Annotated in this window: 22 protein-coding genes; 10 read left to right on the forward strand and 12 right to left on the reverse strand. The window is 44.8% G+C overall.

Features of this window, described 5'->3' with window-relative positions:
- Positions 1-140 precede the first annotated feature (140 nt).
- Together AC5YB3_RS16200 and AC5YB3_RS16205 are read right to left on the reverse strand one after the other, a co-directional pair.
- Entirely contained in the window at positions 141-980 is an 840-nt protein-coding gene (locus AC5YB3_RS16200) for a TIGR03899 family protein (RefSeq protein ID WP_259504516.1), read from the reverse strand.
- A gap of 203 nt (positions 981-1,183) precedes the next feature.
- On the reverse strand, positions 1,184-2,392 hold the full coding sequence (locus AC5YB3_RS16205) for an MFS transporter (protein WP_494525719.1): 1,209 nt from the start codon (positions 2,390-2,392) through the stop codon (positions 1,184-1,186).
- 476 nt (positions 2,393-2,868) lie between these two features.
- Here AC5YB3_RS16205 and hemG point away from each other — a divergent pair, with 476 nt between their 5' ends.
- The gene (gene hemG / locus AC5YB3_RS16210) at positions 2,869-3,390 is read left to right on the forward strand and encodes a menaquinone-dependent protoporphyrinogen IX dehydrogenase (RefSeq protein ID WP_063883844.1); all 522 of its coding nucleotides are present in this window, start codon (positions 2,869-2,871) and stop codon (positions 3,388-3,390) included.
- A gap of 119 nt (positions 3,391-3,509) precedes the next feature.
- On the forward strand, positions 3,510-4,037 hold the full coding sequence (locus AC5YB3_RS16215; protein ID WP_259578384.1) for a cytochrome b/b6 domain-containing protein: 528 nt from the start codon (positions 3,510-3,512) through the stop codon (positions 4,035-4,037).
- Between the two features lie 146 nt (positions 4,038-4,183).
- Here AC5YB3_RS16215 and AC5YB3_RS16220 read toward each other — a convergent pair whose 3' ends face one another.
- From AC5YB3_RS16220 to nfsB, 3 genes are all read right to left on the reverse strand, one after another.
- Positions 4,184-4,939, reverse strand: a complete 756-nt coding sequence (locus AC5YB3_RS16220; RefSeq protein WP_494525720.1) for a DsbA family protein — start codon at positions 4,937-4,939, stop codon at positions 4,184-4,186.
- Positions 4,940-5,291: 352 nt separating this feature from the next.
- Positions 5,292-5,936, reverse strand: coding sequence for a DNA-J related domain-containing protein (locus AC5YB3_RS16225; RefSeq protein ID WP_006082872.1), 645 nt, complete (start codon positions 5,934-5,936; stop codon positions 5,292-5,294).
- 346 nt (positions 5,937-6,282) lie between these two features.
- Entirely contained in the window at positions 6,283-6,936 is a 654-nt protein-coding gene (nfsB, locus tag AC5YB3_RS16230) for an oxygen-insensitive NAD(P)H nitroreductase (RefSeq protein ID WP_011847631.1), read from the reverse strand.
- A gap of 874 nt (positions 6,937-7,810) precedes the next feature.
- Here nfsB and AC5YB3_RS16235 point away from each other — a divergent pair.
- Together AC5YB3_RS16235 and AC5YB3_RS16240 are read left to right on the forward strand one after the other, a co-directional pair.
- Complete coding sequence (locus tag AC5YB3_RS16235) at positions 7,811-8,119, forward strand: hypothetical protein (protein ID WP_494525721.1); 309 nt, start codon at positions 7,811-7,813, stop codon at positions 8,117-8,119.
- A complete protein-coding gene (locus AC5YB3_RS16240; protein ID WP_494525722.1) occupies positions 8,113-8,739 on the forward strand; it encodes a hypothetical protein in 627 nt (208 codons plus the stop codon). Before AC5YB3_RS16235 ends, AC5YB3_RS16240 begins: the two co-directional genes overlap by 7 nt.
- 707 nt (positions 8,740-9,446) lie before the next feature.
- On the opposite strand, the gene AC5YB3_RS16245 is transcribed toward AC5YB3_RS16240, so the two are convergent.
- The 3 genes from AC5YB3_RS16245 to AC5YB3_RS16255 are packed head-to-tail and all read right to left on the reverse strand — an operon-like array spanning position 9,447 to position 11,587.
- The gene (locus tag AC5YB3_RS16245; RefSeq protein ID WP_494525723.1) at positions 9,447-10,172 is read right to left on the reverse strand and encodes an amino acid ABC transporter ATP-binding protein; all 726 of its coding nucleotides are present in this window, start codon (positions 10,170-10,172) and stop codon (positions 9,447-9,449) included.
- A complete protein-coding gene (locus tag AC5YB3_RS16250) occupies positions 10,165-10,845 on the reverse strand; it encodes an amino acid ABC transporter permease (protein ID WP_063883787.1) in 681 nt (226 codons plus the stop codon). The genes AC5YB3_RS16245 and AC5YB3_RS16250 overlap by 8 nt, the downstream gene beginning before the upstream one ends.
- 7 nt (positions 10,846-10,852) lie before the next feature.
- The gene (locus AC5YB3_RS16255; RefSeq protein WP_011847627.1) at positions 10,853-11,587 is read right to left on the reverse strand and encodes a basic amino acid ABC transporter substrate-binding protein; all 735 of its coding nucleotides are present in this window, start codon (positions 11,585-11,587) and stop codon (positions 10,853-10,855) included.
- Positions 11,588-12,020: 433 nt separating this feature from the next.
- Between AC5YB3_RS16255 and AC5YB3_RS16260 the strand changes: the two genes are divergently transcribed.
- Positions 12,021-12,839 (forward strand): hypothetical protein, encoded by an 819-nt coding sequence (locus tag AC5YB3_RS16260; protein ID WP_006085901.1) that lies wholly within the window; start codon positions 12,021-12,023, stop codon positions 12,837-12,839.
- A gap of 7 nt (positions 12,840-12,846) precedes the next feature.
- On the opposite strand, the gene AC5YB3_RS16265 is transcribed toward AC5YB3_RS16260, so the two are convergent.
- Positions 12,847-13,737: a LysR family transcriptional regulator gene (locus AC5YB3_RS16265; RefSeq protein ID WP_259513872.1), complete on the reverse strand. Its 891-nt coding sequence runs from the start codon at positions 13,735-13,737 to the stop codon at positions 12,847-12,849.
- Positions 13,738-13,859: 122 nt separating this feature from the next.
- Between AC5YB3_RS16265 and AC5YB3_RS16270 the strand changes: the two genes are divergently transcribed.
- From AC5YB3_RS16270 to AC5YB3_RS16290, 5 genes are all read left to right on the forward strand, one after another.
- Complete coding sequence (locus AC5YB3_RS16270) at positions 13,860-14,294, forward strand: CidA/LrgA family protein (RefSeq protein WP_006082862.1); 435 nt, start codon at positions 13,860-13,862, stop codon at positions 14,292-14,294.
- A 2-nt stretch (positions 14,295-14,296) separates the two neighbouring features.
- Entirely contained in the window at positions 14,297-15,016 is a 720-nt protein-coding gene (locus tag AC5YB3_RS16275) for an LrgB family protein (protein ID WP_494525724.1), read from the forward strand.
- Positions 15,017-15,194: 178 nt separating this feature from the next.
- Positions 15,195-15,686: a GNAT family N-acetyltransferase gene (locus tag AC5YB3_RS16280; RefSeq protein ID WP_494525725.1), complete on the forward strand. Its 492-nt coding sequence runs from the start codon at positions 15,195-15,197 to the stop codon at positions 15,684-15,686.
- Positions 15,687-16,081: 395 nt separating this feature from the next.
- Positions 16,082-17,047 (forward strand): D-alanyl-D-alanine endopeptidase, encoded by a 966-nt coding sequence (gene pbpG / locus AC5YB3_RS16285; RefSeq protein WP_006082859.1) that lies wholly within the window; start codon positions 16,082-16,084, stop codon positions 17,045-17,047.
- A gap of 192 nt (positions 17,048-17,239) precedes the next feature.
- The gene (locus AC5YB3_RS16290) at positions 17,240-18,874 is read left to right on the forward strand and encodes a rhomboid family intramembrane serine protease (protein ID WP_494525726.1); all 1,635 of its coding nucleotides are present in this window, start codon (positions 17,240-17,242) and stop codon (positions 18,872-18,874) included.
- Between the two features lie 29 nt (positions 18,875-18,903).
- On the opposite strand, the gene AC5YB3_RS16295 is transcribed toward AC5YB3_RS16290, so the two are convergent.
- The 3 genes from AC5YB3_RS16295 to AC5YB3_RS16305 all read right to left on the reverse strand — a co-directional run bounded on the left by AC5YB3_RS16295 (position 18,904) and on the right by AC5YB3_RS16305 (position 24,301).
- Complete coding sequence (locus AC5YB3_RS16295; RefSeq protein WP_063883781.1) at positions 18,904-20,001, reverse strand: calcium:cation antiporter; 1,098 nt, start codon at positions 19,999-20,001, stop codon at positions 18,904-18,906.
- A gap of 140 nt (positions 20,002-20,141) precedes the next feature.
- Positions 20,142-22,454, reverse strand: coding sequence for a toxin-antitoxin system YwqK family antitoxin (locus AC5YB3_RS16300; RefSeq protein WP_494525727.1), 2,313 nt, complete (start codon positions 22,452-22,454; stop codon positions 20,142-20,144).
- A gap of 116 nt (positions 22,455-22,570) precedes the next feature.
- Complete coding sequence (locus AC5YB3_RS16305) at positions 22,571-24,301, reverse strand: toxin-antitoxin system YwqK family antitoxin (protein WP_494525728.1); 1,731 nt, start codon at positions 24,299-24,301, stop codon at positions 22,571-22,573.
- Positions 24,302-24,312 lie beyond the last annotated feature (11 nt).

Consider the following 24,312-nt stretch of genomic DNA (forward strand, 5'->3'; position numbering starts at 1 on the left):
TCTCCATCCTTGAGATGCCATTCGCATCCTTATTCACTCAGCAAATAAAACGAGCATTTTTTATACATAGAGTATTTGCGACAGATGGAGTTTATTCAAGCAAATATTTTTATTAGTCAATAATATAAGCGATTAAGTCGCTACTCGATCTTAAAATCCTTAGCGAACAAGAGTTGCAGGGCCTTGAGGTATTCTTGATCCGGCTTAGGTTGCACGAGTTGGGCCAGTTCATCACCAATCGGCGTTAAGCGATAATAGCTAAAAAGCAGATTGCCGCTCTTAGGCGTGAGCTTCATTTGTATGCCTTGCAGGGCAAATTGAATCGGTGTTTTATTGTTGAGTAAGCCGGTTTCGAACTCGCTGCTGTGCAGTATTCCCGCATCAACTAAGGTCAGAATGCTGGAGTAGGGTAGGCCAAACTGGGATAAGCCTAAATTAACTGAGGTCGTTTTACGAAAATACTGGCCAATACCACCGGATAAGCGATAGCCGCTGATGAGTTTTAGGCGCTGTTCGCTATTGACCTTAGCTGCCATGCCGAGGGCTTTTTCAAGGATTTGTGCTTCCCTGTGCGTCAGTTGCTTGAGTAGCGCTAAGGTGCGCAGACTGAAGTTGCCGGGATTAACTATCTCGCTCGATAATATCCGTGCCCACAAGTCTTGCATCCTACGGTTATGGATTTGCTCCGCCATCAAAAAGAATTGATGACTCCAATCGGGATCGAGATCGACACCAGTCACATCCGATGGCGTATAACTGAGGGCTAAGGCAAAAATGGTTTCCACATTGGCTTGATACTGGCTCGATAATTTGCGGGCTCTATGTTGGGCGCGTTCGGCGATGGAAGCATTCGCAGGGCGATATTCTTGCTCACTGGCTAAGCCTAATTGACGGCCGAGTAGCAGGGCTTTTTTGCGAGCAGATGCCTCGGATGTTGACTCGCCTTCTTCTGCCAACATTAAAATATCTGAATCCTTCATCGCGTTAATCCTTGAGCCTGCATTGGGGGTGAGGTGAGAGCAAAGCGCTCACCTTTATCTGTTTAACTTGTTTTAGCATTTAACTTGAATATCTTGTTTGTATAGCTTGCTTGAGTGCCTAGCTTAGATGGCGATCACTTAAGCGTTCAGTTCTAGACTCAACATTGAGCTAAGCTGATTCCTTGGCTCGTTATTATGCCGCTTTATTCGACCGCTTTAGCGATGGATTTCGCTTTTTTGCTCGTCCAAGACCATAAGGTTTCATTACCCGGTTCAGGATGGCGCGGTACATTGAGCGCCAGAATTAACGAACATACGGCAAAGCCTGCGCCTATGTAAAATACTAAGGCGGGATCGGTTAACCATAATAAGCCCAAAAGCACAGGTATAATCACAGCGGCAATGTGATTAATAGTAAAACTGACCGACATAGTGGCGGCGATATCTTTGCTGTCGGCGATTTTTTGAAAATAGGTTTTCATCGCAATCGCCATCGCAAACAACAAATGATCGATAACATACAGCGCTGCCGCCATATGTGCTTGCTCGACTAAGGCGTAACTGATGAAGACTATGATGAGTCCGACGTATTCCACTGTCAGCGCATTACGCTCGCCAATCCGGCCAATGAATCGCCCAATCGTAGGCGCAAACAGCAGATTGACGACATAGTTTATTAAGAACAGCGCGGTAATTTCACTCACGCTATAACCAAACTTTTCGACCATCATAAAGCCCGCAAACACCATAAAAATTTGCCGTCTCGCACCCGAGAAAAAGGTCAGCAGGTAATAGAGGCAATAGCGCTTACGCAGAATGATTTTCTTATGTTGTACTTCCGTGGTCTCAAACTTTGGGTAATACCAAGCCATAGTTAGCACCATGACCAGACCTAACGCACCAATAATTAAATACATGTGTTGATAGTCTAACTTCAACCAGGTCATCACTAGCCAAATACTGGCATAACCCACTAAGGCTGCGGCCGAGCGCCACGCCAGCGCTTTACCCATAAAACCCGCAGTATCTTTTTTATCGACCCACTGCAGCGTCAGTGATTGGTTAATGGTTTCAAAATAGTGAAATCCAACAGACATCAATACCGTCGTCAGATACAGGCCTATGACTTGAGGAAAGAAACCTGTTACTGCCACGCCAATGCATAACAAGGCCAGCGAGAGTAGGGCGAAGGCTTGTTCCCGAATGAGTAAAAGCACAAAAATAGCGGTGAAAGCCAAGAAACCTGGGATCTCGCGCAGGCTTTGTAACATGCCGATTTCAGCACCGGTGAACTGGGCTTTTTCAATCACGAAGTTATTGAGCAGTGCCTGCCAAACGGCAAACACAAGCGACATTACAAAGGTCATCCACAGCAAGAGTGCTTTAGGATCTTTGGTTTGAATGAATTTCATGGATATGGACTCAGGCGATAAGTGTGCAAATGCTAATGCTTTTTCTTCGGGTTGGCTATATGAGGTGTGACTTATCCCTTTCAATTTTGTAACAATCTTTAGTCAGATTAACTCGGTCGTGAGTAAAGCTGCGAACACGGAAACAGTCCTGAGGTGCTATTTTTGTGAGACAGTTAAAACTACCGCATATACCTGAGTGGTTTGGGGCTAAGCCCGTGATCTATTTCATGTAAATTGCAGGGTAAATCACCTAGTATGAAATATCTTAATGGTTATTTTACGTTTGCATACCCAGTTAAATCCCACGGGAATGCCAATGACTCTGAGTGTCCATCGCTGCTTTTTGTGTATTTAGTCTGTGCGTTGTGATGTCACTTGATGTGCAAAACGGGCATAGAGAGTCGAAATTAAGCCGCCAGTAACAGTATTTTTTAGGCCGCTTATGGTTATTTTACTTGGGATTAATCGAGGCTAAATTGAAAAGAATTCTCATCATTTATTCTAGTGTTCACGGCCAGACCCAAAAGATTGCAACTAAGCTCGCGCAGCAGTTAACGGCCTTGGACAATGACGTGGTTACCGCTGATATTAAGGCCGTTCCCGCGCTCAATGAGTTCGATAAAATCATCATAGGCGCCAGTATTCGCCATGGTAAACATAATCCTAGCTTGTACGAATTTATCGAAAAGCATCAAGCCGTGTTGACGGATAAGGTCAGTGGTTTTTTCTCCGTTAGCTTAGTGGCGCGTAAGCCCGAGAAAAACACGCCAGAAACTAATCCTTATATGCAGGCATTCTTAAGTAAAACCACTTGGCGGCCACAGTTATTACGAGTTTTTGGGGGTAACCTGAATTACCAAGGCTATAACGCCTTAGATAGGAATATCATCCGTTTCATCATGTGGCTAACTAAAGGGCCTACGGATCCTGTTACGAATGTGGAATACACGGATTGGCAGAAAGTGGCTGATTTTGGTGAGCAGATCCATCGCGCCTAATTTTGGCATTAAATCACGGCGCCGCGTTTTGCCCCTAGCCCACTTTATTCGCGCTCATTAAGCCGTCACGAATGCATTCATCGCAAAGGGCAAAGGAAGCATTAAGTAGGATGAAAAATATGATGAGTAAACTCAGCTCCTTGTTCCGAGTCATGATGGCGTATCTGCATGTGTGGATTGTGATATCGAGCAGTTTACTCGTGTGTGCCAGCCCGTGGATTTTTATGGGCCGACGGATACCCGATAACGCCGGTTTTTGGGACTATTTGCATGTGTATTTAGGGTTAGCGTGCGCAGTGCTGGGGATATTGTTCTTACTCAGCAATACCTTGCATGGTAAATGGCACCAATACTTTGGTTGGCTAGCTGGCGATTGGGCGCAGTTAAAACAGGATATGGTTGGACTCACAAAAGGCAAATTCCCCGTCGCAGGCGGCAAAGGGTTATTTAGTGCCATCGAAGGTATAGGCATGCTGTTGCTGGTGGCGACTGGGATTACGGGTGTCGCTTGGTTGTTATTTCAAGGCACACCCACAGCGCTGGCGTGGCGCAGTTATCATCAAATTTTTGCGCAGGCTTTTATCGGTTTCTTGATCGTACATCTAGTCTTGGCAGCGAGCCATATTCTCGATTTTATTCGCCAATAACAGGTTCAGAACTAATGTTAAGCACTTGTATTGAAAGCTTGTATCGAATGCGAATAAAAATGGCCTCCTAATTTGGAGGCCATTTTTTATGCTAGCGCGTATCTTGGATTAACGCTTGTACCTTAAACGAACCTTTGTGTCTGGAATTAGCTAAGACGTTGCTGACGCGTCACACCTATTGCGGCGGCAAAGACTAGAAATAACCAGCCTAGGCTGCCACCTGATGAGGTTTTAGCGGCTGCGGCATCTTTCTCAACGGCAAGATAGTTAATTAATCCAATCAACTCATCTAAGGTTTTGATGCTGTTTAAATTTACTGCGTATTTATCGTTCACGATAAAGGCGGGTACGCTGTCGATTTTGAATTCATTTTGCTGAGTGCGCCACAGGGCCAGCTTTTCATCGGTGCTTTTGCTGTCGGCTAACTCGTCGTACTTAGCGGCATCGACACCAAATTGGGCGAATATTTTTTTAATGTCGTCGCGGTTGTTAATTTGCGGCTCGTGTTGATGGCCTGGTGCACTGTGATCGTGGCCGTTTGCGCCCTCTGTGCCTTGGATTGCGGTAAACATGGCATGGGTTAAGGCGTCTTTGTTATCAAGGCTTTGGATCACGGCCAAAGAGCGCATCACTTCGGTGCCAATATCGCTATTCATAAAGTCGACATGCTTATTGTCGAAACTTATCTGTTTGTTGAGGTTTGCCTTGATATCAGGCAAATAATTGGTTTCCATGTTGAAGCAGTTATGACAATAAAATGAATAGAATTCAGTCAGTTTAGGTTCGCTGCTAGGCGCTTTGGCCGAGATTTGAGTGTAGTGTGTGCCTTCAACAAAATTGGCGGCAAAGCTGCTCAAGGGCGCAATTGCTAAGGTTACAGCCAAGGCTAATTGTTTAATCATAGTTTCCTCAAATTCGGTGGGATTGAATTCACTGTGTCAGTTGTGGGTATCGTCGATATTTAACGGCCAACAGAAGCCATAAAGTGAGCTTCAATCTAGGAGTTTAGCTAGCCAAAATGCCAGCGTAACGCATAGGTTCAGGTTAAATGGAAAGGCTTAATTATGACTGAATTGGCCAGTCGCGACTGGGCTAAATCTGTGATCCCAATGGAAGTTTTACCTAAGATTTGCTTTAGCCTTGCCTTGGCGTCGCAATAGTGCAGACAGGATCACACCGCTAAATCGATAGGTGTCGACAGGTAACGATTCGATAGGTGTTGATTAATGGCAAGTACTATCGCTGGTGAAATGCTTAGGCAATGTCCCTAAGTGACTGCCACGCTTCGCACACCTCGCGAAAACGTGCCGCATCACCATCGGGTCGGTCTGGGTGCCACTTGAGCGCTAAACGGCGCCATTGCTTGCGGATATCGCGGGCGGTGGCGCTCTCGTCTAATTCGAAAACTCGCAGTGCATTGCCCTTGTTCATCAGATTGATATTTAAGCCAATATAGCTCTTATAATTGCTCCAGAAAGCCTCGAGTAATTCTCGCACTACGTTTTCGCTGGTGTCGTAGTTATTCCAATCGAGATAATACTCACGTAGGGAAGTATCTTGCATAATCAGAAGGTTAACGTTTGATGGGACTAAGCGGAAGATTTGGATTTCCATGGCTTTGACTTGCAGCCACTGCTTGGGCAGTAATATTTCCTGCAGTTCAAACAAGGCGTTCATCAGCAGGAAGTTACGTTTGAATAAATCGTTACCCGGATTTTCATCAAGCTGGTGGATCAGCCCTTGAGTTTGTAATTCTGTGGCTAAGTGATGGATTTTCCAACTTTGGTTCGAGGCTTGTAAAACCGTGAGTAACGGCCAAATCAGTGGGTTATCGCCCTTAGTGTTTGCAACTCGAATCGATTGAGGTTCTTCAGTGAGCGAGGGTTTGGCAAATAACATACTGACTGTCCCATCCTAAATTGTGAGTGTGACCAATGCGCCGATAAAACCGCTGGGCTGCAAAAAAGATGACTCGAAACTACGATAAACGATGATCCACTAAGCTATGCCGTTCTGGACTGTGCAGCAAATCATGCCATAGAGGCAAAGTGTAGGCAAAGATGAATTTTAGAGCAATACCGTGGTGGTTTACTCCTACTTTAGATGGCTTCTTGTGCAAATAAGCCGTTAATAGCAGGCAGGTTTTAGGATATTGTCGGCGAAGAGCGCTAGGGTGCAAAAAATTATGCCCTTGTTTATATCACATTAAATCAAGGGCATGTTTATTATTCACTTAAGATGAGGGCTAGATTTCAGTAAAAATCACCTCTTGATCTAAGCGAGACTTAGGCAATTTAGCGTTGAAATCATCCTCTGCGTGATAACCCATAGCGACAACTACGCAGGCACATAGACCTTGCTCTCTTAAGCCTAAGACTTGATTCATTTTAGTGGCATCAAAACCTTCAATCGGACAAGTATCGATATCTAATACGCTTGCGCCGAGCATTAAAGTGCCGAGCGCTAAATAGACCTGTTTCTCCATCCAATGTTGGGCATCTTTCATCTCAAATTTATGCATGTTGGCGAAGAAAGAGCGGCCATTATGCTGGGCTTGTTTTGCTTCCTCATTAGCTAAGCGGCCATCTTTTTCCTCTTGCTCAAGGATTTGCAGCAAATACGCTTCATCTAATTGAGTGCGAGTGCAGAGCACCACCACATGGGAAGCATTGAGGATTTTTTGGGTATTAAACGCATAATTCTCGGTTGCTTGGGCGATTAAAGCTTTACCTTCGGCCGTGCTTGCTAATACAAAATGCCAAGGCTGTGAGTTAACTGACGAAGGGCTGAATTGCAGTAGGGTTTTGATGTCTGCAATTTTTTCCGCTGGAATCGTCTTTGTTGGATCAAAGGCTTTAGTGGTGTAACGTTTTTTGGCGAAGAAACTTAAATCACTCATGTAACAGCTCCAAATCATCAGGAATACAAATTCAATGGCAGCATTTTAAGCAGGTTCAAGTAAAAAACAATGTGATCAAGACAGGTATTAGTTTCAAAAAATTTTTGAAACTGGGTGCCGATGCAACACTAAAAAGGAGTAAAACGCCAAGTCGTTTAATTGAGATTTTGGATAGGGAATCGGTGTCTTTACCGTTGAAGCTCGATTTCATTTTAGGGAAATTATAGATAAATATCAGGGACAGATGCTGGCAGCAAAGATTAGGGCAAAGCTTTAGCTGCCTTAGTTGAATGGCTATTAACCCTCCAAAGCCGAGGTAAAGGAACCTTTAGTAATCCTGAATTTATTGTCACTTTTTTGCCCCAAAACAAGACAAATTTGTCGTCAGTTGTGCTGCACTGATTGTCATTATTTCCCCAGTGACACGCCATAAACTCGTCCCTGAGGGCTCGACGGCGACATCCATGTCGCCAACGGTCACTGTTGCAACAATGCCAATCTTAACTAACACTTCTGCTGTTCGTTTAGCTAAAAAGCTATTGCCCCAAAGTTGCTTAGAACCAAAGCTCTATTTAACAATGCTTGCCTTCGTTTTGTCATAAAAAAGCTAATCAATTAAAAATAGAGTAATGAACGAGAAATTTATAAGGAAAAAAACCTGAGTGATGATTGTAAAGAAGCGATCACCCAGAGACCACAACTGTAGAGTTGTGCGAAGACGTATTTGACTCTCTGATCGTGTGAGATTAATGTGTAGATCCCACTTGCGTTGTAATCAGTGCTATATTTTTAGTTTAAACGACTAAAAATATAGCACTGATGGCGATTCCCCTGTGATAGGATCTCACAAATGATATATTTATAAGATTATCAAATGAAATTATACACAGGAATATTTTTAGTACTGGCATCTGCTACAACTATGGCTGACGATCGCGATTGTGGAACAGCATTTATTGAAATAATTACTCAACAAAAACAGCTAATAGCAGCATCCGAAAGAGTTAAAAAGGATTATGATTATAATTCGTCAGTATTACTTACACAGCTTGAACAACTTACTAATGATTTATCATCTGCTGAGCAATATTCAAAAGTTTCTCACTATATAAAAATAATTGTAACAGTTTCAGAACAGACGATAAAATTGGTGATAAAAATATTGCATATGCACAAGTGTTAGGATCTCAAGGTGCATCGACATTTTATGAATACTATATAAAACCTAATGACACTTGGGCTGATGCTTATAATTCATTAAAAAATGACATGTTAAGTAAAAAAAATGAGTTAAAAATATCAATTCATTCATCAATAGAAAAAGAAGAAACCAATGAGGCCGCTAGAAAAGACGCTTTAATTATAGAATTGGAAGAGTTAAAAAAACTGAAGGATTTAGTTGTTAAATCGAAAAATTTAGAGATTGAAAATGCAAAACTAGATTCAACAGTTAGTGAGATTAAAAGTGAATTAGCAAATAGTAAATATGATGGTTCAGTAACTACAACTGCAAAAGTAACAGAAACGGTTGAAAATATCGTGCAAAACAATTCATATAAAGAAGGTCAATCTTCTTTTTATCTTAAAAGCGATAGTATCTTTTGTTTGACTGAAAATCAGTTTGATTTCCAAATAGATCTATTAGCTCAAGGTATAGATAAATCCGCTGACTATTGTTATTTATCCGCATACAACGTAGATATAGTGGTTATTAACTATGGAATGTTAGGGAAAACAAAGGTGCGTTCAATAGTGGATGGAACCACTATGTGGATTACTACAGAATCTATAGGGCGTAGATAAAAATTTGATAGTGAACTGAGTTATTGCAGACCTTACTAAATAAGTGGGGGTTATATATCACAAAAAACCTTAGCTCTATGCTAAAACCATGGCATTCGCTCATTGACACGCGTAACTTCTTATAAAATCAACAGGATCCCTATAACTCGGCCGACCCGACCTTGAGGTATTTTGTGGTCCATTCTCAGCGGAAGCCTGATCCAAGTAATTCGGAGTGCTGGTCCTTGAGTTGCGGAGCAATGGTCCATTGTGGGCGGAATATGCACTTACAAATACTAATCTGAAACTCACGAATTAGAGCTGAAAATCTAAAACGTTTCTGTCCAAAAGCGTGCTGTATAAGGCTTTTAAATCTACAGATTACGCTAATGCCAAAAAGGTGAGCTAGGGTGATTTGCGAGACGACCGTCCGCCCCATGGACGGGGCGGTCGAGCATCCACGGATGGACTGGCTGCGAGTCGATGAGCGAATGCCATGGCTCACCTATAAGTCGGGGCCTATGCATTCAGTTCTCAACAGCTTAAGTTATAAGTCACTCCATCTTACTATTCGTACACTTTTTCCAATGCACTTTTGTCCCAAAGTACGTTATGTATCTCTTTCAAATCTAAATGTTACGTTAGTGCTAAAAAGGCAAGCCAGAGAGTTATGCAAGATGGCAATCCGCCCCTGCCTCCAATAATGAATTTAACTGAATCCGCTTAAGCTAGCGCAGTACCTTGCTTAAAAACGCTTGGGTACGGGCTTCTTTCGGGTGGCTAAATAGTTCATCGGGTGGGCTAGATTCGACCACATAACCGCCGTCCATAAAGATCACGCGATCGGATACATCGCGCGCAAAGCCCATTTCGTGGGTGACAATGACCATGGTCATGCCCTTTAGCGCTAAGTCTTTCATCACGTCTAATACATCCCCGACCATTTCTGGGTCGAGTGCCGATGTTGGCTCATCAAACAGCATCAAATCAGGTTCCATCGCTAATGCACGGGCAATGGCGACCCTTTGCTTTTGCCCGCCCGATAAACTGGCGGGATAGGCATTGGCTTTGTCACTCAAGCCAACCTGTGCCAGTAGGTCGAAGGCTTTCGTTTCTGCCTGAGCGGGCGTCATCAGTTTTAGACTAATGGGCGCTAAGGTGATGTTTTGAATGACGGTTTTATGGGGGAACAGGTTAAAGTTTTGAAACACCATGCCCACTTTTTGCCGCAGTTTATCTACGCTCGCATTTGGTGCTGTGATGAGTTGACCTTCAATCTCGATATCGCCTTGGCTTGGCTGCTCTAACAGATTGATACAACGCAAAAAGGTACTCTTGCCGCTGCCGCTTGGGCCAATCACACTCACCACTTCACCCTGACGAATATGCTCGCTAATACCCTTGAGCACTTGGTTATCGCCGAAGTTTTTATGCAGGTTGGTTATTTTAATCACTTTGTTTCAACCTCTTTTCAAATTTCGACAGCACAAACGTGAAGCTGTAGGTCAGGAATAGGTAAATAAGGGCGCAGGTAAATAAGGGCACACTGTCCTCGAAGGTACGGCTACGGATGATTTCACCGGCGCGCATCAGGTCGACGCCACCGATAAAGCCAATAACGGCGGTTTCCTTGAGGAGCACGATAAATTCATTTCCGAGTGCGGGCAGAATATTCTTGATCGCTTGGGGCAAAATAATCGATTTCATGGTCATGGCTTGGGATAAACCGAGCGAACGGGCAGCTTCGGTTTGCCCTTTATCAACGGCTTGAATGCCTGCGCGGATTATCTCAGAAATATAGGCGCCGCTATTGAGACCAAAGGCGATAATGGCGGCGGTGATTTTATCGACATCTAATGCTGAAAGCACGATGAAGTAAAGGATCACTAACTGCACAACCACTGGCGTGCCACGGATAACACCGACATAAAGATTGGCGGGGAAGCGGATATACCACTTAGACGACATCTTCATAAAGGTGGTGCCAATGCCTAACACTGCGCCTAATAACATGGCGAAGAAAGTGACGATTAACGTCACCTTCAATCCATTTAATATCAGCAGTATACCTATCATGCCGTCTTCGCCAATTGGGCTAAACAGCGAGTTATTAATTGCGTCTATCATGCTGATATCACTTTATATGGGCAGAAACGAGCGTCTGATATTGGCCGTCGGCTTTCATGTTAGCCAGTGTTTTATTGATGCTCGCCAGCAGTTCAGGCTGCTCTTTTGATACGGCGAAACCATAAAACTCAGCAGGAAAATCCAGTTTAATCATCTTTAATTCAGGATTTTTAGCCAGATAGTTAGCGGCAGGTTCGCTGTCGAATAACACTAAATCTACCTTTGAATTTTTAAGCTCCATAATGGCTTCGAAACCCGTATTAAAGGCGGTGATATTTTGGGTGTATTTTTTCGACATAATGTCAGCTGTTGTGCCTAACTGCACCGCAAAGTGTTTGCCTTTAATATCTTCAAGCGTATGAATGCTATCGTTATCTTTGTTAACCAGTACCACTTGGGTCGCTTCGTAGTAAGGCTCTGAGAAGTTTACGTTGGCCTGACGTTCAGCGGTAATCGTCATGCCTGAGGCGATAAAATCAATCTTGCCTGAGTTGAGCGCGACGATCAGTGAATCGAATTTCATGTTTTCGACTTTCAGCGTCTTGCCGGCATCTTTAGCGATTTGCTTGGCCAGATCGATATCAAAGCCTTTGATTTCATCACCACTTTGGCCGCCAACATATTCAAAAGGAGGGAAGGCGGCATTGGTGCCAACGACTAACACGTCATCGCTTTTTCCGCATCCAGCTAACAACAAGGTGGCAGTTAAGGTCAGGCCGCCTAATAACATGGACTTTTTCATTTAAGACTCTCTTGTTCGATTTCACTATCAGTGTGGCGACTATAGGCAGATGAGCATTAAGTGTCAATAATTATGCTGTTAATTTGATTAAAAATTCATTTCTATTTTGCGGTTTTCAGTCGCAAGATTGAGGTGCGCTGCTTTCCTGTACAAATTTGTGTGTAAGTTGTTTTTTCTGGGTTGAATTATTGTGCTTTGGTCTATAACTATTGTTACTGTTAGGTTTTTGGCTATCTATACTTCTGTGGTGTTTATTAGCGGCTTCTCAATGAGAGTGTCATAATTTGAACTATCGCCTATTATTCTTTGATTAAATTGGCTAGTTTAGCCGCTCTTTAACGGCAACCTTAGTTGGTGTTATTCCTATTTTATGCAGTTTAATCCTCTGGCTGATTTGATTATCAAGCTAGAAACGATATTTCAGGAGTCAAAAGTGAACTATCTCAACTCAGCATTAGTGTGTTTAGCCCTGTGCTTATCGAGTGCACTGCAGGCCGAAGAGCAAACTCAGTGGCATTACAGCTTAGGCAGTCATGATTTTGTGGTCGAGGATTCTCACACCTTAGGGGTGAATGCGAGTCTATTGTTAGAATATAAAACCCAAAGCGATATTTTGCTGACGGCGGCGCTGGATGCCTATATAGACGTAGATGTCGATAAACTCGACCCTGACCACATCCCTGTGTGGTTTAAGTCTGCCTATGCTGCGAGTGGTGAGTTGTATCGTATTAACCCCGAATTTTCATTGGGTTGGCAGTTCGATTTACAGGGAAAGCGTAATACTGTTAGCTCGGTGGAGAAACAAGCTAAGGTATTTCCTGGGTTGACGGCTAGCTTTGACGGACAAGAATTACAGGCCCAGTTGAAGGCGGGGGCAGGTTATTACTATCTCGAAATCGATGACGATGTGCCTAGAACCCGAGGTTACGATCGTGGCGATTTTGGCAACGGTACCTTTGCTTATACCTTTATGGGAAGTGTCGGGGCTAATGTGACGCCTAAGCTACATATGCAAGTGGCCGCACAAACCTGGCAAGACGAGGGCAAATGGTTAGAGAATCAATATCGCTTTGAGCTGAGTTACCAAACCGATTTTTGGCGGCCTAACAGCATGCTCGTGTTGAGCGCCGAGCACACGCAATATAATTTAGACCACTATGCCAAAGTCGATATTAACTCGGCTGAGTATTTGCCTATTCTGCCATGGGATAGCGATACGCTAGTGCGTTTGAGCTTAGTGATCCCTTGGTAACATAGTGTCACTTATGAGTTAAGTGCTTCTCGACTAAAGCGATCATGGCTTGAGCTGCGAAGGATAATACTTGGTCCTTGCGCCAAAAGAGCGATAATTCCCAGCGCAGCTCGTCACTCGCCAGCGGGATATTCACGACGCCGGGTACACTGTAGCGCCGCGCGATAGAGCGCGGCAATACCATCACCCCAGTGCCCGCCGCGACTAAGGCAATCCCGAAATCGGCTTGGCTAACGCGGGTGATGTTTTTAGGGACAAATCCGGCGTGTCGGCAGGCATTGAGTACTAATTGATAGAGGGTGTATTCGGTTTCGAACATCACTTGAGGATCGGCGCTGAGATCCCTAAACGACAGTATCTGTCTGGTGGATAACGGATTTTCCTTGGGAAGCACCACTACCATAGGATCGTTAAACACCCTAATCCCATCATAGCCGTCATCAAAATCGATAATCCCTGTGGCCAGTTCAATCTCACCCTTTTGGATCGCCGAAGTTTGTTCTACACCGCCACGGACGAGTAAGTGCATATCAATTTGCGGATATTGCTGGCGATACTTGGCAATAATGGGGGCAAAAATCTCGGCGCTGCCCAGCGGCGCTAATCCCAGATTGAGTTCGCCCGCAGTTAAGCTGCGCTGTGCCGTGAGTTCGGCGAGCATGCGTTGCCGCCCTGCGAGCAGGTCTTTACCGTGACGATAAACGACTTCGCCCGCGGGAGTGAGTTTGACTTGGGTGCCGCGTTTACCCCGCTCAAGCAAGGTGAGATCGAGTTCTTGTTCTAACTGACGCACGGCTTTTGATAACGCAGGTTGGGTGAGGTGGACTTTATCGCTGGCTTTACCAAAGCCTCCGGCATCGACGATTTCGATAAAATAGCGAATAACTTTGAGGTCCATTGGGCTTCACCTTCATATGCATTCTTATAATTCATGTATTACATTATTAATATTCATTTTTTTTATCAAATAAGCAAGCCTAGAATAGCCCCATAGAAAACTTTGTTCTAACCGAGAAAATCATGTCATTCCCACAAGCCGCAATACGTCAGTGTCGACATTGGGCTTTGTTATTAACCCAAATCGGCCTCTTCTGTTTACTGTCCTTCGCTTGTCATTGGTTCGCCACTTGGGCACATTCGCCTATTCCTGGGAGTGTGATTGGCTTAGGCATACTCTTATTTTTATTAGGTTTTAAGCTCATTCCCGAAAATGCCGTACAACTGGGCGCCGCTTGGTTGATTGGTGAGTTATTGCTGTTTTTTATCCCGCCAGTGATTTCGGTCATTAAGTACGAAGGTTTGTTTGAGCAATACGGTACCAATATATTGTTTACCTTAGTGATGGGCAGTGTGTGTGTGATGTTTGGTACTGGTTTTGTGGTCGATAGAGTGTTTCGTTTTGAGCGCCAACTGAACATCAAAAAGCAGGCCCGTCGCCACGCTAAGGCAGCTTAGTTATGACTGACTCAAGAGTGGTGGATTTTGTGTTGTCGCAGACCGGATTAGCTCTATTTAGTTTATTGCTGACGGTATTTTGTTACTTCGGCGCTAAGCGTCTCTATAAGTACCACAGAGTCTGGTGGTTAGCGCCCATAGTGTTAGCGCCGATAGTGATTACCTTATTGGTGTTTAATCTTAAGATCCCGCTGCCAACCTATTTTGAATACACCCATTGGTTGATGGCCATGTTAGCGCCCGCGACTATCGCCTTTGCTTTGCCGATTTATCGTGAGCGTAACTTGATCCGCCAATATCCGCTGACGATAGGGTTAGGTGTAACGGCCGGATTATTTCTGGGGATGATTTCTTCATGGCTGCTGGTGAAGTTTGTGCCTCTGCCGGTGGAATTGTCTAAGAGTTTGCTGGTGCGTTCGGTGTCGACGCCCTTCGCTATGGAGGCCACCAGTGCCTTTGGTGGCGTGCCTGAGTTGACGGCCATGATGGTGTTAATCACAGGCGTCATTGGCATCTTGGTGTGTGAACCGCTATTCAAATTTATGCGGATTCGTACTTCGTTAGGTAAAGGTGTGGCACTCGGCGCCTCGGCCCACGGTGCCGGCGCGGCAAAAGCCACTGAAATCGGCCAACAAGAGGGCGTTATCGCCAGTTTAACGATGATTTTTATTGGTATCGCTATGGTATTAGGCGCACCCGTTTTTGCGTTGATCTTTATCTAGGCTTTGAATTTTATCGTGTGAGTTTTATGGCTTGAATTTACACACCTCAATTTTGGCAAATTTGCCTCTTCGGGCGCTAACACCTTCTCAGTTATGCGCCCTTTTTTTTGCTTGTGACCCGTCCTAAATATGGCATGCTGTACCCAGTTGAAATACAAAGAATTCAGGGTGATTACAGATGTCTAATGAGCGAGATAAACCGTTAGAAACACAACTAAGCGTGAGTTTACGTCCGGTTGATGAAACTGATCTTGAGGCGATTTTTGCCCATCAAAGCGATCCCATTGCTAACCAGCTTGCACAGTTTCCACCAAGGGATCGGGAAGCGTTTTTTAAGCATTGGCATGGGAATATTCTTGGACAAGTCAATGTGCTAGCGAGGGCTATCGATTTCGATGGCAAGTTTGTGGGCAACATAGGCCATTGGCATAGTGACGGGCAAGCGCTGATAGGATATTGGATTGACCGTGATTACTGGGGCAAAGGCATCGCGACCCAAACCTTAGCGCAATTTTTGCCTTTAGTGAGTGCGAGGCCACTCTTTGCCGAAGTGGCTAAGCATAATCTGGCCTCCCAGCTAGTCCTCTTAAAACACGGGTTTGTGCTGACGGGTCAATTAATTCAAGAGAGCCAAGATACTGAAGCATTGCTCGAATTTGTTTTACGTTAGCTTATAACGGCTCAATCGCGGTATTTATGGCGTATGTTAATGCGTTTATACGCCATAAATCACGTCTTCCAATCCTTAAAATCCTTGAACAGCGGCCGCTTTTGTTAAAAGTGCAAAAAGTCGTCCATTATTTTTATTGCCAATGATTCTACTGCCAAAGCCCTCTTTTAAAGATGTAGTTGCTGTAGTAAGTCAAAAGGTTGGATCTAGCCGCTTGATTATTCAAGATTAGTGACAGGTTAAGCTGGTTTTACATAATAAAAATTGAGGAGAAACTGCTGATCTTGCAGATAAAAGTCTAATTGCATTCTATTTCTTTCACGGTAGAACTCCTATACTTAGCCAAACCTTGTGCCATAGCACAATCGATCCCTTATCTATTCAGTGAAATCTAAATGAAGATCCGTTTTCTGCTCAGTAGTTTTATCCTTGTATGCAGCAGTCTCACTGTTGCCGCGACAGCGCATTCAGCCGATTCGGCCTCTGTCACTACTAAACATGCCAGCAAAAATGCACCCGCTAAAAAAGCGCCTGCAAAACAGCAAGAAGTGGCATCGAGTAGCGCTATGGTGGTCGACCTTAAAACCAATGAAGTTTTATATTCGAGTAACCCTAATGCAGTGGTGCCCATCGCCTCAGTGACTAAGCTGATGACGGCCATGGTGACCTTAGATGCAAAGCTGGCGATGGACGAAAAGTTAGCGGTTAATATTAACGACACCAAAGAAATGCGCGGCGTCTATTCTAGAGTGCGTATCGGCAGTGAAATTAGCCGTAAAGACATGTTATTGCTGACCTTAATGTCATCAGAAAACCGCGCAGCAGCGAGCCTGGCCCACCATTATCCCGGTGGTCATAAAGCCTTTATTAAGGCGATGAATGCCAAAGCTAAAGCACTGGGCATGAAGAATACCCGTTATGTTGAGCCGACTGGTTTGTCGTACAAAAACGTCTCCAGCGCCAGCGACCTAATTGTGCTGCTTAAGGCCAGTGAAGGTTACCCTATGCTAGGCCAATTGAGTTCGACCGAGAAAAAGACGGTCACCTTTGCTAAACCTAGATACAGTTTAGATTTCCGCAACACTAACCGTTTGGTTTATAAAGATAACTGGAATATCCATCTCACCAAAACCGGTTTTACTAACGAAGCGGGGCATTGCTTAGTGATGCGCACCGAAATGGCAAAACGCCAAGTGGCCTTTGTGGTGCTCGATGCCTACGGCAAATATACCCATATCGCCGATGCAAACCGTTTACGTAACTGGTTAGAGACAGGTAAAGTCACCCCGATCCCAGCCGAAGCTAAGCAATATAAGAAACAGCGTAGCCAGCAACAATTGGCTAAGTTGAGTGAGACCTAGGCTTTGACCTAGAAGTCGAGCAGGAGCATATCTCTTGCCTTAACGGCTTTATAAAGACTAAAAAACCAAAGGCCAGATGAGCAATCCATCTGGCCTTTGGTTTTTTTAATACTGTAAGTCCTTGATGATTTTTGGTAAATTCCCCGTGGTATTATTACCATAGTGATTGATGTACTCAAGGAAGAAATACGCGTGGCTGTTCTGCTAAAAAAACTTCAACTGATCTATTTTCCCTTCTTATTCATGAGCCTGTTATTTATCTCTGGCTACAGCTTAATCCATTGGCTGTTGTTGATTAAATTTGAGTTTTTTAGCTTAGATGAAGATCTGGTCAATTTGGGATTACCGCTGATATTGTCATGGCTCTTGTTGGTTATTTTTCTGAGGCCAAGGCTAAAACTGCTGAAGTTTGTTAAGGATAATTCGCGCTTTTTCTATCTACTTTTCGCCGTGCAGCTCGTGGCTGTGCCTTGTATTATTGCGCAGGAATATCTTAAAACAGCAACGGGTCAGTTAACCCAATTAGCATCGATCCAAGAATTGTATCTGCATAAAAAGACACAGTATTACCAGTTACAGCAAGCTTATATTGATAAGACGCAAATTAGTGTGCAGCGAAATATTGAGGTGACAGGAAAAAGTAACAGTCACTTGAATATGACGCTCTATATTGCGATGCCGATTTTTGCGAGTGGCGCCGATCGTCGCCGAACTTCTGTCTTAGCTTGGTATGGCAAAACTTATCAGCAGGAGATCAGTAATAGACTCGAACCCGATGAAAAAGAACAAGCATACAAGGCGTTTTTGACTCAATCCCAACGTGAGTTTGATAAGTTTGACCCGCAAACGTTTGTTTACCTTGAACGGTTAGCCCCTTCGTCGCTGCAGAGATACTTACTTAGCGCAGCGGAAAAAAGTCCGCTTTATCAAGCTGAATACCCAACGATTTTTATGCCGAAGTTTGAGCCATTTGAAGCCCGTAATGGCAATAAACTCGCTTGGATGCTGATTTGGTTTGTTGCAGGTGCTTTAGTCTGGTTTGTGCTCTTGCTACGGGTGAAACTGGATGAAGAAGCGCTTAAAGCTGAAACAGTTACAAAGCGTTTGAACCATGCGGGCACAATCGCCGAGCTTAACGATTTTTTTGAAATGATACGGCCCAAGCCGGGTTTTATTGCAACTCCTATTCTGATGTATCTCAATGTTTTAGTGTTTATCCTTATGGCATGGTCAAGCCAACATTTTATTAATTTACAGGGTAGTTTCATGCTCGAATGGGGGGCTAACTTTCGACCTAAAGTGCTTGCTGGTGAGTGGTGGCGCTTAATCACGAGTACCTTTATCCATGGCGGTTTAGCCCACTTAGCGCTGAATCTTTACGGCTTGTTTTTTGTCGGCAGCTTTCTTGAACCTGTACTCGGTAAGTGGCGACTATTTTTGGCGTATTTGATCACTGGGGTATTGGCGAGTATCGCCAGTATCTGTTGGTATGATGCCACTGTGAGTGTCGGTGCATCGGGCGCCATTATGGGGCTATTAGGAATACTCGTGATTTGGGCTTGGAAAAAGATTTTCCCTCAGGATATCAACTGGATACTGAGTATTAACTTGGCATTTTTTGTGACCATAAGTCTTGTCGCAGGATTATTGGGTGGAGTGGACAATGCTGCCCATATTGGCGGATTGTTGAGTGGGTTAGTGTTGGGTTACCTTTCGCTGCGCTATGCTCAGCGGGCTCAGCGGGCTCAGGGGGCTCGAGGTGCTCAGGGGGCCCGGAAAATTGAGGGCCATAGCCCAGTTAAAAAGCGTAAGCCGAGACGCAAATAAGTCGCGCTCGGCTTTGGATTTAAGAAGGTTTAGGCGTGTTCAAACATTAAGAACAAGTAAACGATAAACAGCACTATATGCGTCGCGCCGTGCAGGGCATTGGTGCGACCGCTGCTGAAGCTGACCTTGCAGACCATTAAACTGGTGATTAACAGCACCATGTCGGCGGGTGACAAGCCTAAATGCACTTCTTGACCTATCACGCCGCCAATAATTAATACTGCGGGAACGGTAAGGGCAATCGTGGCGAGCACTGAGCCGAAGTACAGATTCATCGCCCGCTGTAATTGATTGTTTAACGCCGCCTTAAATCCGCCCACCGCTTCGGGTGACAAGATCAAACAAGCCACGATAAAGCCACCTAATGCCTGCGGTGCGCCTAAGGTAGCGACACTGTAATTGATTGGCATAGCTAAGGTTTTTGCTAATAAAATCACCACCAACAAGTAACCAATTAATAGCACGGTATGATAGGCATTACTGCGTAATATGCCGTGGTGTTCCTCGTGATCTTCATGGTCGGCATCGACAAAGAAATGGCTGTGGCTCTTGGTTTGCACCACTAAAAATACGCCATAGAGCAGAATCGAAATAATGATCAGCATCCAAGACATGGCTTTAGACATGCTACCGATAGTGCCGCCTTCGGTAAAATTGGGCAGCACTAAACAGAGTAAGGCGAGGGGGATAATGACGACCAAATAGGATTTTACGCCATCTAAATTAAAAAGCTGGGTATGGTAACGCCAGCCGCCAAGTAATAAGGTGAATCCCACTAAGCCATTGATAATCAACATGACCACGGCGAACATAGTGTCGCGCGCCATCACAGGGTTAGGTTCTCCTGTCAGCATCACGGAGGAGATCATCACCACTTCGAGTGATATCACCGACAGGGTTAAGATTAAGGTGCCATAGGGATCGCCAAGCTTAATCGCTAGCGCATCAGAGTGGCGCACCACTGAGAAGATGGCCCAAGTGACAACGCCCAATAGGGCGAGTGATACGGGAATATATGTCGATAGCGCAGTGCCATCGGCGAGTAGGCTATCGCCACCGGTTTTAAAGAATACTAAGGTCAGTATTCCCAGTAGCAGGGCGAACTCGTCTTTCATAAATGTCTTCATAGGCAGTTTGTCCAAAGCGAAAAAAAGGCCGTTAGTATAGACACTTGTTATGGCACACTTTGCATGAAACTTCTTTTAGATTTGGGGTTAAGGATAAATATTTGAGCTAGATCGCTGTAATCCCCAACCCCATTTCTACGTTAGCCGTGGTGCTCGGTTTTAATCAGTTTGCCGAGTTGATCATAGTGATTCCAATCACCTGACTCTCGGTCACTGATGTAACTGCCTTCGGTGCGTTTTTCGCCATTAGGCCAAAAGCTTTGCCACAGACCTTCCTTGCGATCCCTCAGATATGTCCCTTGTTCGGCTAGTTTGCCATTGTTGTGATAATAGCTGGCATCGCCTTCTTTTTGGCCTTTTACCCAAGTTTCAACGAGTTGTGGTTTACCGTTCTGGTGATATTGTTTAACCTGACCATCGAACGAGCCTTTGGCATAAGTGGCCTCTAGTTTGAGTTGGCCGTTACTGTAGTATTCCTTCGATTGACCATGGTTTTGCCCGTCTAAAAACTCAGTGCTGGCCGCTTGTATTCCATCCTCAAACCAGCTTTCCCATAGCCCAGTTTGATTGCCTTTATTCATAGTGCCGCTGAGTTTTAGCTGGCCATTATTGGGATAATATTCGGCATACGGGCCTGTTTTATCATTTTTATCATAGGTTTCGGAGCGGTAAACCACTTGCTTAAAGCTGTAAAACTCCCTAACGCCGTGACGCTTGTTTTCCTGCCAATGGCTTTTTTGTTGGATATTCCCTTCTGGAATCGCGCCATAGGTAGGGTCTTTTTCTTCGTAGCGATAATCAATCCACAGACCCGTTTTTTGATTGTCGAGATATTGCCCTGCAGCACGGCGACGTCCGTGGTAATACTCAATATAATCACCATTGAGTTTTCCATCGTCAAAGGTTTGCTCCCGTTGTTTTAGGCCTTCGCGGTACTGGATCCATAAGCCTTGTTTGTTGCCGTTTTGATATTCGCCTTCCTCATTAGGGTCGCCATTGGCATACCAGCGGGCAAAATGGCCATCGAGCGGATAACGGCTGGCATCCTCCTTTTTCTTTGAGGCGTAATGGGCGAGTTCGCGAGGTTTGCCATTGTCATAAAAGGATTCATATTGACCAACCCATTGACCGTTAATGCGTTTGCCCCGCTCATTAACAGTGCCATCCTCAAAGTAGGACTCTGATTTACCCGTCAGTTTACCTTCGACATATTCATCTAAGCTGCGCAGTTGACCGTTGCTATGGTAACGGCGTGATTCACCGTGTCGCTGCCCCTGTTGCCATTGCTCAGAAGATTGCAGTTTGCCTGCGCTATAGCGTTCAAATAGCCCATCTCGAATGCCCATGTTGTAGTGGCTTTTTTCGAGTAAATTACCTTCGGCATCATAACGCTCCGATGGTCCATGAAGAGGATATTGGCCATTTTCAGCTAGCGTTGAGTCTTGATAACTGCGCAGTTCTTTAAGTTGGCCGTTGTCGTAGAAATACTTTTGCGTACCGGCAAGTTGGTTCTGCTTATAGTTGAGATCGCTGGTGAGGTTTCCTTCGGCATTAAAATATTGCTGTTGCCCATCTAAAGCGTCATTAACATACTGTTCTTCAACCTGTAATTTACCCGCATCGTTAAATTGCTGACACTTGCCTTGGCGTTGCCCTGCCTTATATTGGCAGAGGCTAGCGAGTTCGCCATTGGGGTAAAACGTCCGTTCTTCACCATCGAGCTGATTAAGATTGAACTGACTGGCACTCGATTTAGTCCCATCGTCGAAGAAGGTTTCCCACAATCCTTGGCGGCGGCCTTCGGCATCGAAGCGACCTGTCACAGAAACTTGCCCGTCGGGATTTTGTTCTAAATAGGGGCCGGAGAGTTGGTTGTTTGCATAGCTTTGGCTTTGGGATAAGGTGCCGTTTTCATAGAAACTTTCCCATTTACCGTGGCGCAGGTTGTCGAGGTAGCTTTCTTGGGCTTGCAGTTTGCCACTGGCATAGAAGCGTTTTACTTGCTCTTTTTTACCGTCTTTATAGTGTGTTGTTTGGGTGAGCTGGCCGCTGCTGTTGTATTCCTTCCATTCGCCCGTGGGCACGCCTTTGGTAAATTGCTGCTCCTCTGTGACTGCACCACTTAAATCGAACAGTCGCCAAGTGCCATCTTGATAACCCTGCTGATAGTTTCCTTCGATAAGCTTGCTGTTATTGGTATGAAATACTTGCCATTTACCATTCGGTATCCCCTGGGAAAATTGCCCTAAGGTATATCCTTGGTTATCGCGGACTATGGCGATATCGCCATTTAAGGGCATGCCAGTGGCGAGATTGTAATAGCTGGGAATTCCGTCCTGTTGGCGGATTTCGACCATCATGGAGGAGAGATTTTGCGCGGCCTGCGCATGGAGACTCACTATGCTAGCCCCTGCAATGGCGAGGCTAATCACGCGAAATGGGGTATTGAACATGCTGATTCCTTGTTCTGGGTCTTAAGGCCAAGGTATGTGCGGCCTATGTAAGAATCCTAATTTTAATTATCTATTGCGCTGTGCACTCAATGCAGTGCACAGCGTCTAGGCTTAAGCTAAAACCGAGGGAAAACATCATCAGAAGTGACCACAGGGGGTGGCATTTCCTGATTTAAAAACTGGCCATTATGGTAGCTATTAATCACCCGTATCCAGCCATGTTCCTCAAACTCGTATTGCTTACCATCAAGCCTGCCCAGTTCGTCATAATTGGCGATTTGGAGCACATAGTCCTCAGATGAGCGCAATTCCCAATGGCCGACTCGTTTACCTTGGTCGAAGCGACCATACCAATAGCGTCTTTCAGGGTTGGGTATTGGGCGGAAACCGTACTCACCATCGGTAAATATCCAATCGCCATCCTGTTCACCATTACGGTATTCACCTTTTTCATACACTTGGCCGTTACTGGCGTAACGCTGGACTAATCCATCGGGCTTGCCATGTTTAAAGTGAATAGATTCAAGCAACTGGCCAGAGTTGGTCTCGTTATGGTATTCACCGTGGAGCTCACCATTATCATCGTGGCTATAGGTGAGGGTGGCGTCGTCCTGAAATTTCTTCCAAGTACCTGCTTGTTTATCTTTGGCATATTGACCTTGCTCTACTAGCTGAGTTTTCCCTGTGGCAGGCTCAATTTTTACCGTTTCATAGGCGCCTTCACGCTTACCCGCCTGATAATATTCGCGGGAGAGGGTGATGACATCGTTGTAGTCGAAAGATTTTATCTGTAAGCCATTCAATTGCTTATTGAGTCGCTCCTGGCGCTCGATTAACAAGCCTTTTTTGAAGGTTTCGGAGAGTGACCAGTTTTTGAGTTTGTCTTCTTCTTGAGTCTCAATCAATTGGCCATCGCGATAGCGCTGCAGTTTACGATAAACCCAGCTATTACCTTGGTATCTGCTGTCTGTGGTTTTTTTAATTTGCCCTTGTTCATCGTATTCGATAGCTTGGAGGACATCACCCTTATCGTTGGTCACTTCCTTTAATTTGAGTTGGCCATTTTCATAGTAAGCCAGTTGCTCACCGACCTTATAATTCTGTTTATATTGAAAGTGCCGCTTTACCTTACCATTGTCAAAATATTCAAAATAGTCGCCGTGTTTTTTATCCTTAAGCCACTCTTGGGTCGAGATGACTTGCCCGTTCAACCCCCAAGTGGTCTCAGTGCCTTGCAGTAGGCCATCGACCTTGTGCTCCTCACGGTTAAGTTTGCCAAGGTTAAAGTATTGGCTCACACAGGTAGGGTCATGGCAAATTTTGGCAGTGACTTCGCCTTCGGGGCCAAAATGTTCGCTGATGCCGACTTGTTGACCATCTTTAAAATCGGTTTTGTAGCGGATATTGCCGCCATTCCAATAACCCGTTTCAGGGCCTTGTTTCACACCATTTTCATAGTGTGACTCAGTATATAATTGGCCAGTGGCATTGTACTTTTTGATTACGCTATCGAGCTGACCTTGCGCGTTACGAAAGCCCTGTTCGTAGGGCTTTCCATCGTCGAAGTTACATTGATAAGGCCCGCGAAATTGCTCGCTAGTGAGGGCCTTACCGATATTTTTATCGGCGATGGCCGTTGAGCAGAAAAGCATATTCTTTTCTTTGTAGTAAACCTCGACCTTATAGTAGCCATCTGTCAGATCAACGGGTTGCTCAAAATGGTACTGAGCCTGTTTTTCATCTTTGACAACCTTCCAATGGACATCGAGTAACACCTTTTCCGCATTGACATGGGTACTGATAAGTACGAGTGCTCCAAGGAGCCGTTTTACTGTAAATATACGCATAACCGCTCCTT

This window comes from Shewanella sp. 1311 (assembly GCF_059338235.1).

What these genes read in the sequence shown, in the direction of transcription:
- AC5YB3_RS16200 (WP_259504516.1), bottom strand. Translation starts at nt 980, where the DNA reads ATGAAGGATTCAGATATTTTAATGTTGGCAGAAGAAGGCGAGTCAACA.
- AC5YB3_RS16205 (WP_494525719.1), bottom strand. Translation starts at nt 2,392, where the DNA reads ATGAAATTCATTCAAACCAAAGATCCTAAAGCACTCTTGCTGTGGATG.
- AC5YB3_RS16215 (WP_259578384.1), top strand. Translation starts at nt 3,510, where the DNA reads ATGATGAGTAAACTCAGCTCCTTGTTCCGAGTCATGATGGCGTATCTG.
- AC5YB3_RS16220 (WP_494525720.1), bottom strand. Translation starts at nt 4,939, where the DNA reads ATGATTAAACAATTAGCCTTGGCTGTAACCTTAGCAATTGCGCCCTTG.
- AC5YB3_RS16225 (WP_006082872.1), bottom strand. Translation starts at nt 5,936, where the DNA reads ATGTTATTTGCCAAACCCTCGCTCACTGAAGAACCTCAATCGATTCGA.
- nfsB (WP_011847631.1), bottom strand. Translation starts at nt 6,936, where the DNA reads ATGAGTGATTTAAGTTTCTTCGCCAAAAAACGTTACACCACTAAAGCC.
- AC5YB3_RS16235 (WP_494525721.1), top strand. Translation starts at nt 7,811, where the DNA reads ATGAAATTATACACAGGAATATTTTTAGTACTGGCATCTGCTACAACT.
- AC5YB3_RS16250 (WP_063883787.1), bottom strand. Translation starts at nt 10,845, where the DNA reads ATGATAGACGCAATTAATAACTCGCTGTTTAGCCCAATTGGCGAAGAC.
- AC5YB3_RS16255 (WP_011847627.1), bottom strand. Translation starts at nt 11,587, where the DNA reads ATGAAAAAGTCCATGTTATTAGGCGGCCTGACCTTAACTGCCACCTTG.
- AC5YB3_RS16265 (WP_259513872.1), bottom strand. Translation starts at nt 13,737, where the DNA reads ATGGACCTCAAAGTTATTCGCTATTTTATCGAAATCGTCGATGCCGGA.
- AC5YB3_RS16270 (WP_006082862.1), top strand. Translation starts at nt 13,860, where the DNA reads ATGTCATTCCCACAAGCCGCAATACGTCAGTGTCGACATTGGGCTTTG.
- AC5YB3_RS16275 (WP_494525724.1), top strand. Translation starts at nt 14,297, where the DNA reads ATGACTGACTCAAGAGTGGTGGATTTTGTGTTGTCGCAGACCGGATTA.
- AC5YB3_RS16280 (WP_494525725.1), top strand. Translation starts at nt 15,195, where the DNA reads ATGTCTAATGAGCGAGATAAACCGTTAGAAACACAACTAAGCGTGAGT.
- pbpG (WP_006082859.1), top strand. Translation starts at nt 16,082, where the DNA reads ATGAAGATCCGTTTTCTGCTCAGTAGTTTTATCCTTGTATGCAGCAGT.
- AC5YB3_RS16295 (WP_063883781.1), bottom strand. Translation starts at nt 20,001, where the DNA reads ATGAAGACATTTATGAAAGACGAGTTCGCCCTGCTACTGGGAATACTG.
- AC5YB3_RS16300 (WP_494525727.1), bottom strand. Translation starts at nt 22,454, where the DNA reads ATGTTCAATACCCCATTTCGCGTGATTAGCCTCGCCATTGCAGGGGCT.
- AC5YB3_RS16305 (WP_494525728.1), bottom strand. Translation starts at nt 24,301, where the DNA reads ATGCGTATATTTACAGTAAAACGGCTCCTTGGAGCACTCGTACTTATC.